Below are 12,999 nucleotides of genomic sequence, written 5' to 3' on the forward strand. Positions count from 1 at the left end.
ACTACCTTCCTGCTGGTTTTACACCTAAGATATCCAGTTCAACCTGATTAAGGCCCACTGCCCTTAATTTTTCTCTGTTTCCACGCAGGCTTTCAATGGAATTTAAGCCCATACCACCTAGCATTTCCTCAATCTCATGACCCCATCCCCGGACCAGATTGATTAATTTCTTGGTCGCAATTTCAGGGTTCTGCCTTCTGGCCAATGCTGGAACGTTGGTTGCAATTCCCCACGGGCACTTTCCAGTATAACAACGCTGACACATGGTACAGCCTACGGCTATCAAGGCTGCCGAACCAATATAGACAGCGTCAGCACCCAATGCGATAGCCTTGACCACATCAGCACTGCATCTGATTCCGCCAGCAACCACCAAAGAAGCATGGTTGCGGATGCCTTCATCCCTGAGTCTTTGGTCGACAGAAGCCAGGGCCATTTCAATTGGAATACCTACATTATCGCGAATCATTGTCGGTGCTGCCCCGGTTCCGCCTCTAAACCCGTCAATGGCCACAATATCTGCACCAGCCCGAACAATGCCCGAAGCAATAGCTGCGGAATTATGCACAGCAGCAATCTTGACCGAAACAGGGAGACGATATTCTGTGGCCTCTTTCAGTGCATAAATAAGCTGACGCAAATCCTCGATGGAATAAATATCATGATGCGGGGCCGGAGAAAGGGCGTCTGAACCCTCTGGAATCATCCTGGTCATGGATACTCCAGGGCCAATCTTTTCCCCTGGCAAATGGCCGCCGATACCAGGCTTTGCTCCCTGGCCTATTTTAATTTCAATACCAGCACCGGCGTTCAAATAGTCCCTATGGACCCCAAACCGGCCTGATGCCACCTGAACTATGGTGTTGGGCCCATACTGATATAAATCAGGGTGCAATCCACCCTCGCCAGTATTGTAAACTATGCCCAATTCTGTGGCCGCTCTGGCCATGGCTATATGCAGGTTAAAATTTATTGAGCCATAGGACATGGCCGAAAACATGATTGGGTAATTGAGCTTGATCTGCGGACTCAGTTTGGTTTTCAGACTAACTTTGCCCTCGTTGGTCTCTTCAAACTCGAGCTTATCCGGTTTGGAACCCAAGTAGGTCCTCAACTCCATGGGCTCACGCAAAGGGTCAATGGAAGGGTTGGTTACCTGGCTGGCATCCAAGAGAAGGTGATCCCAAAAGATAGGATACGGGGCTGGATTGCCCATGGCTGCCAGTAGAACACCACCTGAGTCGGCCTGTTTGTAAATATTTTTTAAAAACCAGGGTTTCCAGAGAGAGTTTTCTCTGAATTCAGATCTGTTCCGCCTAATGGTCAGGGCCCCTGTAGGACAAAAGGCCTCACAGCGATGACAACCAACACACTTGGTATTGTCATGCATGACCTTTTGCCTATTTTCATCCCAAAAATGAGCCTGATAAGAACATTGCCGTTCACACACCCGGCAGTTAATACAGAGATCCTTATCGCGCTCAATTACAAAATCGTAGTAGTTCTGATTAATTGGCTTGTTAATCAAGGCACTTCTCCCCGAGATTATTTTCGTAATTCCGTAATTCGCGATTCCTTATTTTAGCGACTCCCGACAGCCACTTGGTCTTTGTCTTTCCATTTGCATTCTTGCTTGATTTGTAGCAGGCGATCCCTTTATAAAAAATTTTTCCAAAAAGCAAATCCTTGGATAAAATTTATTTTCTCTCGCCTACAAGGAGGCCTTATTATTTAATTATGTATTCAAAATTTTTAAATTTTAGGCAAGTTCAGGCATACCTGGAACAGCTTGGTCTATTTCGGATGGATCTTGGACTCGACCGGGTACAAACCGGACTTCAGGCCTTAAACCTAACTCATCTCCATCCGCCTGTAGTGCACATAGTGGGCACCAATGGCAAGGGGTCTACCGCAATTTTTTTAGATTTCCTGGCGCGAGAACACGGGTTTAAAACAGGACTTTTTACCTCCCCGCACATGTTGACTGTCAGAGAAAGGATAAAGGTAAATGGACAGTTCTTATCAACTCCAGACTGGGTGAATCTAGCCAACAAAATTTTAACCAACTGCTCGAACATCGACCTAACCTACTTTGAATTTTTAACCCTTGTGGCCAGCCTGGCCTTTACCCAGGAAAAAGTTGACCTGGCAATTTTCGAAGCTGGCCTGGGAGGAACTTATGACTCAACTAACATCTTTGAATCTATGCTAACCGTTTTAACCTCCATCGACCAAGACCATATAGATGTCCTCGGCCAGAGCCTGGAGGAAATTGCCAAGGATAAAGCCGGGGCTATAAAAAGTGCAAGTGTGGTAAGCGCCCCCCAGAAACTAGAAGCCCTCAAGGCAATCAAACAAAGGATAAAAGAAAAAAACGTCCCCTTTTATTACGTCCCTTCTTTTTTTGACTATGGGGAGAAAATTACGTTTAACCAGGCCCCCTATCTCCAGTTTAATTCGGAAGATCTGGGGTTAAAAGGTGAGTTTCAAGCAATTAATGCCCAAACAGCTATTCTGGGCTGGTGGGTATTGTGTCAAAGAAATAATTGGCCGTTTGATGATAAAAAAATAAAAAAAGCCTTAAAAAAAGCCTTCTTGTCCGGTCGGATGCAGCTCGTGAATAAAAAACCTCAAGTCATTCTGGATGCAGCCCACAACCCTGCGGGCCTTATTTCTTTAAAAAACTCTCTGGCCAAAATAAACAAACTCCCGCGAACAATCATCTTCACCTGTCTTAAAGACAAACAAACAGATAAAATGTTTGACCTTATTAACTCTTTCAAGGCGCGGGGTATTGTACCGGAACTTCAAAATAATCCCCGGTCCTTATCTAAAAAAGAAATAAAAAAATATTTGAAGCAGAATATGGACTTTAGCCCCAACGTAGGCCAGGCTCTTGCCCTGGCACTGACCATGCCCGGACCAATACTTATTTGCGGTTCAATTTATCTTCTGGCAGAAGTGTTTACGATTAAACCTGATTGGTTTAATAAGTCGCTTTGGTAAAAATTAAGACAAAGGGATAAAAACCAAATAAGCGAAACAAATTTTCTAGAACCTAACACATAAAACTTAACTAAACAAACCAAAAGAACAAAATGAACACAAAAAACCTATTCAAGCATCTTCCTTCTGTGGATGCAATTTTAAATGCCATAAGTAGCGAAAAGATAGTCGCCAATCTTCCCAGGCCACTTGTCCGGGATCTTGTCAATGATTTTTTGAATCTGTGCCGGGAAGAGATTCGCAGCCAGATCATTACCAATGGCGAGCAGTTGAAGCTAGAAAAGTTGAAGCCAAAAATTATGGCCTATATCCGGGCCCACAGCCGCCCCCATTTTCGCCGGGTAATTAATGGCACTGGAGTGGTTATTCATACCAATCTGGGACGTTCCATCCTGGCTGAATCAGCCATTGAGGCAGTTGTCCATGCCTGCAGGCATTATTCCAATCTGGAATTTTCCTTAAAGACCGGTAAACGAGGCAGCCGTTACAGTCATGTAGAAGAGCTTTTGTGCCGCCTGACCGGGGCCGAAGCCGGTCTTGTAGTAAACAACAATGCCTCGGCTGTACTCCTTATCCTGGACACCCTGGCCAAAGGCAAGGAGGTAATCGTTTCACGCGGGCAACTGGTGGAAATTGGAGGCTCCTTTCGTATCCCAGAGGTCATGGCCAAAAGTGGGGCTATCTTGCGAGAAGTCGGTGCGACCAACAGAACCCACCTGCACGACTATGAGCAGGCCATAGGCCCGGAAACAGCGGCCTTGCTTAAAGTACATACATCCAACTACCGCATCATCGGCTTTCACAAGGAAGTGCAATTAAAAGAATTGGTTGCCTTAGGCCAAAAATACGGGTTACCTGTCCTGGAAGATATGGGCAGCGGGAATCTCTTTGATTTTTCTGCTTATGGCTATTCCTTTATGCATGAGCCCACTGTTCAGCAGGTGATCAAGGCAGGTGTTTCGGTAGTCTCTTTTAGCGGAGACAAACTTCTGGGCGGGCCTCAGGCCGGAATTATCCTCGGCAAAAAAGAAGTCATTGATAAAATCAAGAAAAATCCCATGAACCGTGCCGTGCGCATAGATAAAATGACCCTGGCAGCTTTAGAGGCTACTTTGCGCCTGTATCTGGACATGGACCTGGCCCGGGAAAAGATACCCACAGTAAACATGATTACTTTATCTGAACAGGAACTTAAGCAGAAAGCCCGGAGACTAAAAAACAGGCTGGCCCGACGCCTAAAAGACCATCTGGAACTGAAACTTATTCCCAATCACTCCAGGGTCGGGGGCGGAGCTTTTCCAGAGCAGGACTTGCCCACGACTCTTGTGGCCATAAGGCCCAGACAAATGAGTATCGAAGACTTAAAAAACAAACTCCTGCACACAGAACCACCCTTGGTGGGCAGACTGGAAGATGATTATTTTTGCCTGGATCCGCGAACCATTGACCCCTCAGAATATAACCTGGTCTGCGAGGCCATTGAACAGGCGGTTGTGGGTGGATGAGAAAATGGGGGGATGGGAGGATGGGTAAATGGGTGGAGGGGAAACTAAATACAGACCGGTGTAGCTAATGCGAGACGAGTGATGGTAAAAGAGTCTGTGGCCAAACCCCATTTTGACCACCGGATTAGAAATCATGGTTTCTTGAATGCATTGCAAAGGGCTGGTTAAACCATCTTGGCGAAGCTTGCGGATAAGCAGAGCATCGGGATGACAAAACTAAGTATCTGGGAATATTTGCCATAATTATCGACAATAAAAAGAATATTCATTTATCCCAAATGCCCCATTATGCTCTGCCCGCAAGCAAGCTATAGATGGATCCGGGCATTTGCACCAGCATGAAAGAAATCAGGATTGAAAAAATTATGAAAAATTGTCCTCTTAAGTAGGGTTTGGCCACAGGCTTAAAAAGTAAAAAGCTAGACGAGATTAACTAAGAACCATATTTCAAGGAGCAAGCAATGCAAAACGGCGAATTTAAGGGGCTGGTGCGCAAAAGGATATTAGTAACCGGAGGAGCAGGATTTATTGGCTCGCATTTATGCCAGAAACTTCTGGAACTTGGGGCCGAAGTTCTTTGCTGCGACAACTATTTTACCGGCCAAAAAGACCATATTCGCCAGCTGCAGGATCATCCCCGGTTTGAACTCTTGCGCCACGACATTACCTTTCCACTATATGTAGAAGTGGATGAAATCTACAACCTGGCCTGCCCGGCGTCGCCCATCCACTATCAATTCGATCCGGTACAGACCACAAAAACCTGTGTTCACGGCAGCATCAACATGCTGGGGCTGGCTAAAAGGGTTAAGGCAAAAATCTTTCAAGCCTCCACCAGCGAAGTCTATGGAGACCCGGAAGTACATCCGCAAACCGAGGACTATTGGGGGCGGGTGAATCCCATTGGCCCCAGGTCATGCTATGATGAAGGTAAAAGATGTGCCGAGACCCTGTTTTTTGACTACCACCGCCAGCATGGGGTGGAGATCAAGGTAGCCAGGATTTTTAACACCTACGGCCCGAATATGCACCCCAATGATGGGCGGGTAGTAAGCAATTTTATTATCCAGGCCCTGCAAAATCTACCCATTACTGTCTACGGAAAAGGTGAACAGACCCGCTCTTTTTGCTATGTGGACGACCTGGTTGAGGGTATCCTGAGGCTTATGCGTACACCCAAGGACTTTACCGGCCCTGTTAACCTGGGTAACCCGGCAGAGATCACCATCATGGAACTGGCGGAAAAGATTATTCACCTAACAGGCTCCAAGTCGGAAATCATATTCAAACCACTTCCTGTTAATGACCCGCAAAAGAGAAGACCGGACATTACTCTTGCCAAGAAAGCTCTTTCCTGGGAACCTAAAGTCCCCCTGGAAGAGGGGCTGAAAAAAACCATTGCCTACTTTGAAAACCTTTTGAGGAGGAAAAATGGATCTTGAATTTGAACCTAAAAACTGCTGGCAGGTCTTTGACACCCCGGAACATTTAAGCCAGATGGAACAACTGGCCAAAGAGTATGTGCATTTTTTATCTGCCTGCAAAACAGAAAGAGAAACCATAGACTTTGTCCGCTCTGAAGGTTTAAAATATGGCTTTAAAGAAGACTTTGCACAGGACAAAGTCTTTAAGATCCATCGCGACAAAACTATCTTTTTAGCCCGCAAAGGAAAGCAACCCCTGGCCAACGGCGTCCGTCTTTTGGGCGCACACGCCGATTCCCCCAGATTGGACCTGAAACAGCGGCCATTATATGAAGAGTGCCAGGTGGCACTGGCCAAAACCCACTATTATGGCGGCATCCGCAAACATCAGTGGCTGGCCAGACCTTTGGCACTGCACGGCGTGGTTATAAAAACTGACGGGACAAAAATAGATATTGTTCTGGGCGAAGACCCTGCTGACCCGGTTTTTACCATAGCAGACCTTTTGCCCCACCTGGCCCATAAACAAGTAACGAAAAAAGTTACCGAAGCCTTTGAGGCTGAAAAACTGAATATAATCTTGGGCCATAGCCCGGCCAAAAAAGAAAAAGATAAAGAAAAGAATCTCGTCAAACAAAAAATCATCAAGCTGCTACATCAAAAATTTGGGCTGATAGAAGAAGACCTGTACTCGGCAGAACTCATGGCCGTACCTGCCGGCCCAGCCAGGTTTGTTGGCCTGGATGAGGCCTTAATCGGCGGTTATGGACAGGATGACCGCGTCTGCGTATTTACAGGCTTAAAAGCCTTCCTGGCACAAGAGGAACCGGAATACACCCAGGTACTCATCTTCTGGGATAAAGAGGAAATAGGTTCTGATGGTTCCACAGGAGCCAAGTCTTTGTTTTTAGAGTACTGTCTTGAAGACCTGATTGACTCCTGGGAGCCGAAAACCAATTTACGGACACTGTTTCAAAACACCAAGGCCATTTCAGCTGATGTACATGCCGCCTTAGACCCGGATTATCAAGACGTGCATGAAAAGCTCAATGCCTCTCTTCTGGGGCATGGACCGGTTTTTTGTAAATTTACCGGACATAGAGGCAAATACGGTGCCAACGATGCCCATGCCGAATATGTGGCCTGGCTGAGAAATATTCTCAATAAAGCAGGTGTTCCCTGGCAAATGGCTGAACTGGGCAAAGTGGACATTGGCGGGGGAGGCACCGTGGCCAAATTTCTGGCCATCTATGGTCTGGATATCATTGACTTTGGTCCTGGAGTACTGGCCATGCACAGCCCGTTTGAGGTTACCAGCAAAGCCGACATCTATGCCACCTATCTGGCTTATAAAGAATTTTTTCAGGCAAAATAATGAAACAAGGGCGCCAGGCGACCAGAGCCGCCAGCGCCCTTACCAACTCAACATAAACTTCCATGACAAAAATTTTTGTCATCCGCGTGCATGAAAATTCCTAATATCGAAATTCGAATTCCGAAACAACTTCGAATAACCAAAATCCAAAACTTCTTCTTCCAATTTGAGACACAACTCAAGTTAATGTTTTTGTCATTTGGTAATTTGAAAATTTAAAGTTGTTTCGAATTTATAAATATAATTATTATATTTTACGCTAACATGAACATCCAGGCCCTATTCTTCATTTTCATCTCAGCCCTTTTTCACATGGGCTGGAACCTTTGCGTCAAAAACAGTCCTCAAAAACAAATATTCATCTGGTGGATGTTCGTCACCACTCTAATACTTTTTCTTCCCCTGGCCGTATGGCACTTGCCAATATGGAAAACCATGCCCCTTCCCTCTGTGTTTGCCTGTTTAGGAGCCAGCCTGATGTATTCCTTTTACCAGCTATGTACTGGCAAGGCATATCAAAAGGGGGAATTGTCCCTGGTCTATCCTTTAACCAACCTTACACCCCTGTTTGTTCCCATCTGGGCAAGCTGGTTCTTAGGGGAATACTTAAGTTTTTCCGGAATAACAGGCATTTTTCTAACCACCTTTGGAGCTATCCTGCTCCAGTGGGAACGAAAGAGCAGCTCTTCTTTAAGACAGGTAAAAAAAGACAAAAAACCGGTTTTCTGGGCCCTTGCAGCCAGTCTCTTTGCTTCTATTGGGTCAGTGTTTGATAAAGCAGGAGTAGATAGATTGTCCGCTCCTCTTGTCTATCCTTACATCACTTTAATGATCTTTTTTATGCTCTCTTTTTTAAGTGTCGTCGTATGGAAAAAATCTTCTTCTGCTGCAATGTTAGCCGAAATAAAAAAACTTCCCGGGCAGATATTTTTAGGAGGAGTACTCCTTGCAGGCTCAGTGCTATTTTTCCGTTACGGAATGAAAGTCTGTCCCATCAGCTATGCCGTTGCCCTGCGCAAAGCCGCTATTGTCTTGAGCGTCTGGCTGGGTGCAATAATCTATAAAGAGTCTCAGATCGCCCTGCGCACAGTGGCATCCGTAATTATTGTCGTGGGGATACTTTTGCTAAGGATATAAGAAAGAAACGGCGAATCGGAGGGGGGAGAATCGGAGAAAAAATAATCTCTCTTTCCCCTCTTCCCTGATTCCCCCCTTCACCCTTTCATAAATTTACTCCCCTAAAACATACATAAAAATGAGTGGGGCCACGATAGAAGCATCAGAGTTAATCATAAACCGCGGAGTATCTGTATCCAGTTTATGCCAGGTAATTTTTTCATTGGGCACGGCCCCGGAGTACGAACCGTAAGAGGTAGTACTGTCGCCTATCTGGGCGAAGTAGGCCCAGTAGGGAGTTTCTTTTTTCTTTACGTCCTGAATGAGCATGGGTACCACGCATATGGCAAAATCGCCGGCAATACCACCACCGATCTGGAAAAAGCCCACCGGAGCGCCATCCTCGACCTGTTTTTGGTACCATCCGGCCAGATGTTCCATTTGCTCGGTGCCGGTACGCACGCCATAGTGGCTAGGAATCTTGCCTCTCATCACATCAGCGCAATAGACATTGCCCAGGGTGGAATCCTCAAAGCCAGGGGTATAAATCGGTATCCCCTTTTCCATGGCAGCGTAGACCCAGGAGTGCTCAGGCGGAATCTGAAAATATTTTTCAATGCCAGGGGTTTTCAGCAATTCATACATAAACTCCCAGGGAAATTTCGGCTTGCCTTTAGCAGCGGCCTCACGCCAATTATCCAGTAAAATCTTTTCAATATGTATCATAACTGATTCCGGGATACAGGTATCAGTGACCCGGTTAAAGCCCTGGTCTCGAAGTTCGCGTTCTTGCTCAGGAGTCAAATCCCTGTAATGGGGCACCATTTTATACTCTTTGTTACTAAAAAGATTAAAAATATCTTCTTCCAAGTTGGCCGCGGTAGCGGAAATAGCATGGACTTTGTCCTCCCGGATCATCCTGGCCAGAGAGATACCAATCTCTGCTGTACTCATTGCTCCAGCCATGGCCAAAAGCATGCGCCCTCCCTTGTCCAGAAGTTCGCGCCATGCCCTGGCCGCTTCCAAGGTTTCGCGGGCATTGAAGTGTTTGAAATTCTCTTCCATAAAAGCGCTTATAGTGGTCATATCTACTCCTTGTTATTTGATATTAGTAATTTGATGTATTGAGTATAAATTTGTAGTAGCTAGTGACCAGTAGCCTTGTTTTTAGGCCAAAAATCACTTTCCCGCGATTAGCTGAGAGTACAACGGGAATCAAGTCTTGAATGGCTGTTTTTAGTCTGTAGCAAACCCCATTTTGACTACCAGATAAAAAGGCCTGGTTTCTGAAATGCATCACAAACGGCTTGGGTAAGCCAATCTTAACGAAGCTTGCGGAAAAAACAGAGCATCGGGATGAAAGGGCTAAATACTTTGCGATGTTGACCATAACTATCGATAATAAAAAGAATATCTGTTTACCCAAGATATCCCATTATGCTCTGTCCGCAAGCAAGTTTTAGATGGGTCCAAGTCTTTGTACCAGCATGAAAGAAACCAAGACTGGAATAAACCATGGAAATATCAAGACCGTTAGGATTTTCAAGAACCCTGCGCCCATAAAATCCAGCAATGTACACTGGCCTGTTTATAAATCGCAGGGCTAATTGACCTAAATTTACTGCTTCGCTAGTTTTTTTATTTAACCGCAGACATACGCAGATTTTTGAGGGTATAAGCTTTAATGCTGTCTAACTTAGACTTTAAAAAGAACATTAAACACACGATGGATAAGGGTAAATTATTTGATCCGCTCTTTTAGAGTTGACAACATCTTATTTAGTCGACCCTTAAAAAATATTTAAATGAAAAATAACTCAAGCTTGATTGAGATATCTCTCTAATATTTTAATCAAAATTAATTTAGATGCTACTAACTTGCATAAATATAGGAAAGCGCTTGACATTCATCTCCTAAGTTGTATGTTCAATTTTGTTGATAATTCTGGTGTTATAAAAATCGATATATATCTATTCTGTACTGCGAGTGCTCCGGATACATACGGCGATCGCGAGTCTAAGGCCTTGCTCAAGACCCTCTATGACAAATAAATACCACGCGCAGGCAAAAAGAGCCGAATCACAAAGGGCCTGAATACATCACCGCCTCGGGGGCAAGGTGACAGGAGGAGCAAAAAATGAATGGCCTAGACGCCAAAATACACGCTCTGCGGTATGCTGCCAAACAGGTTCATGCGAAAGAGATCATCAAGCACATACTGACCAGTAATCTCTGGCAGGCCACCGGAAACACTCCGGCTTACACCGTCACCTCCGATGGAGGTGCGTCATGAGTGCCCGGAGCTTGAAACCCCACAAAATTGCATTTATCTCCTCTTTTTTGCCGCGGCAATGCGGCATTGCCACATTCACATCGGATTTGATCGCACATGCCTCCGAGGCGTCAGCAGGCAACTTGGATGCGGAAATCATCGCCATGGAGGCGGCTGATCGCTTCAGCTACGACGACAAGGTCAAGCTCACCATTCGCAGGGATCAGCAGAGAGACTACCTGACCGCTGCCGACTACATCAACTACAGCGGCGTCAACCTGGTAAGCCTGCAGCACGAATATGGTCTGTTCGGCGGCAAGGCGGGAAGCTACATCTGTGAACTCCTCGAGAGTCTTTCCATGCCGGTGGTTACAACCTTGCACACGGTATTGGAAAAGCCAGCCCCTCAATATCGCGACGCCTTGGTCCGTATTGCAAGTATCTCCAGCAAACTGGTTGTCATGAACCGGCGCGGCATATCCATGCTGCGTGAGAACTACGGAGTGCCCGCGGACAAGATAGAGATGATCCCGCACGGCATCCCTGATCTGCCCTTTGAAGATTCCAGACCATATAAGCAGAACCTAGGATTCAGGGACCGAAAGCTTGCCCTGACCTTCGGCCTGCTAGGGCGCAACAAGGGTATCGAATGGACTATTCGCGCACTTCCCGAGGTTGTTAAGCGGGACCCCTCCATCCTCTATCTCGTACTCGGGGCCACGCATCCGGAGGTAAAACGCAACGATGGCGAGGAGTACCGCCTCTTCCTGCAACGGTTGGTGCATGATCTGGGCCTTGAACGCCACGTCGCATTCATTAATCGCTTCACCAACGATAATGAACTGCATCAGTTCCTGAATGCAGCCGACTATTATTTGACACCATATTTGCACAAAGAACAGCTGACCAGCGGCACGCTGGCCTTCGCCGTCGGGATGGGCAAAGCAGTGATCTCCACCTCCTACTGGTATGCAGAGGAGTTGCTGGACAACGGACGCGGCATACTGGTTCCATTCCGGGATTACGAGGCCATTAGTGCGGCGTTGATCAGCCTGATCGATAATCCGGCGGCATGTGATACTATGCGCAGGAGCGCCTTCGAGTTCGGTCGTACCATGACCTGGACCAGGACCGGCACGACCTACTGGCGTTTGTTCCAGCACCTGACGGCGCCGGCGGCTCCGTCTGCAGCCCTGGATATGGAAGCTGCGCCCACGAAACGAGTGACACTCAAGGAACTTCCCGAGCTTCGCTTGGACCACTTCCTTCGCATGTCTGACGACACCGGCATCTTCCAGCATGCCATGCACACCATCCCGGACCGTGTCCACGGCTACTGCACCGACGACAACGCCCGCGCTCTGGAGGTTATGGCCCGTTGTCATCACCAGTATCGGGACCAGGAGTCGCTCGGGCTGCTGGAAATCTATTTTGCTTTTCTCCTCCATGCCAGGAAGCCAGGCGGCGGCTTTCACAATTTCATGTCCTATGAGCGGGTATTTCTCCCACCAGTCCGGTCCGAGGACGCCACTGCAAGGGCAGTCTGCGCCCTGGGAGCACTCATCGCTCGTCCCCCAAGACCATCTCTGGCCATCTTAGCTCAAGAGGCCTTCCTGGACGCCATGACCATAACAGATGACTTCAGCCTACGCGGCCGGGCCTACGAGATTTCCGGTCTAACCGATTATCTCACGGCATTTCCCGATGATGTGCGCATGCGCCGGGAAATGGGCAAGGCCGCAAACTGTCTCATGCGGGCGTTCCGCCAATGCGCTAGCCCTAATTGGGCATGGTTTGAAGACCTGTTGACCTACGACAACGCCGCGCTGCCACATGCCCTGTTCGTTGCCTCTGAAACGCTGGGGAACAAGATTTATCGTGAAACGGCCCTAGAGTCCTGCCGCTTCCTCATCGGGGCGACCTTCACCGGCAATCACTTTTCTTTCGTAGGTTGCAATGGCTGGTATCCCAAAGGTGCGGAGAAGGCCCGCTTTGATCAGCAACCCATTGAAGCGACATCCACCGTGCGCATGTTGCGCGAAGCATTCGCGGCCACGGGTGACGTCTCCTTTATCAAGCTGATGCGCAAGGCATTCTACTGGTTCCTAGGCGACAACGATGCGAGCGTCGCCCTGTTCGACTACAGATCCCGGGGTTGCTACGATGGCTTGACCCCGGACGGCGTCAACCTGAATCAGGGCGCGGAAAGCCTGATCAGCTACATGCTAGCGTACCTGAGCATAGAAGAGTCTGTGGCCAAACCCCATTTTAACCGCTGATTGAAAGTCTTGGTTTCTGAA

At 47.3% G+C, this 12,999-nt stretch carries 8 protein-coding genes; 6 read left to right on the forward strand and 2 right to left on the reverse strand.

Going from position 1 to position 12,999, the window contains the following annotated elements:
* Position 1: 1 nt before the first annotated feature.
* Positions 2-1,528, reverse strand: a complete 1,527-nt coding sequence (locus tag AC3WVG_RS05430; RefSeq protein ID WP_488797153.1) for a glutamate synthase-related protein — start codon at positions 1,526-1,528, stop codon at positions 2-4.
* Positions 1,529-1,737: 209 nt separating this feature from the next.
* Between AC3WVG_RS05430 and AC3WVG_RS05435 the strand changes: the two genes are divergently transcribed.
* From AC3WVG_RS05435 to AC3WVG_RS05455, 5 genes are all read left to right on the forward strand, one after another.
* Positions 1,738-3,006 carry a bifunctional folylpolyglutamate synthase/dihydrofolate synthase gene (locus AC3WVG_RS05435; RefSeq protein ID WP_488797154.1) on the forward strand — a complete coding sequence of 423 codons (1,269 nt, stop codon included), beginning with the start codon at positions 1,738-1,740 and terminating at the stop codon, positions 3,004-3,006.
* Positions 3,007-3,098: 92 nt separating this feature from the next.
* A complete protein-coding gene (selA, locus tag AC3WVG_RS05440; RefSeq protein WP_488797155.1) occupies positions 3,099-4,511 on the forward strand; it encodes an L-seryl-tRNA(Sec) selenium transferase in 1,413 nt (470 codons plus the stop codon).
* A 461-nt stretch (positions 4,512-4,972) separates the two neighbouring features.
* Positions 4,973-5,953 (forward strand): UDP-glucuronic acid decarboxylase family protein, encoded by a 981-nt coding sequence (locus tag AC3WVG_RS05445; RefSeq protein WP_488797156.1) that lies wholly within the window; start codon positions 4,973-4,975, stop codon positions 5,951-5,953.
* On the forward strand, positions 5,943-7,310 hold the full coding sequence (locus AC3WVG_RS05450; RefSeq protein ID WP_488797157.1) for an aminopeptidase: 1,368 nt from the start codon (positions 5,943-5,945) through the stop codon (positions 7,308-7,310). Before AC3WVG_RS05445 ends, AC3WVG_RS05450 begins: the two co-directional genes overlap by 11 nt.
* Positions 7,311-7,574: 264 nt before the next feature.
* The gene (locus tag AC3WVG_RS05455) at positions 7,575-8,447 is read left to right on the forward strand and encodes an EamA family transporter (RefSeq protein WP_488797158.1); all 873 of its coding nucleotides are present in this window, start codon (positions 7,575-7,577) and stop codon (positions 8,445-8,447) included.
* A gap of 93 nt (positions 8,448-8,540) precedes the next feature.
* Here the strand turns inward: AC3WVG_RS05455 and AC3WVG_RS05460 are convergent, their stop codons facing one another.
* The gene (locus tag AC3WVG_RS05460) at positions 8,541-9,512 is read right to left on the reverse strand and encodes a deoxyhypusine synthase family protein (protein WP_488797159.1); all 972 of its coding nucleotides are present in this window, start codon (positions 9,510-9,512) and stop codon (positions 8,541-8,543) included.
* Positions 9,513-10,716: 1,204 nt separating this feature from the next.
* Between AC3WVG_RS05460 and AC3WVG_RS05465 the strand changes: the two genes are divergently transcribed.
* Entirely contained in the window at positions 10,717-12,978 is a 2,262-nt protein-coding gene (locus AC3WVG_RS05465) for a glycosyltransferase family 4 protein (RefSeq protein ID WP_488797160.1), read from the forward strand.
* The last annotated feature ends 21 nt before the right edge of the window (positions 12,979-12,999 follow it).

Source organism: Desulfovulcanus sp. (assembly GCF_982781345.1).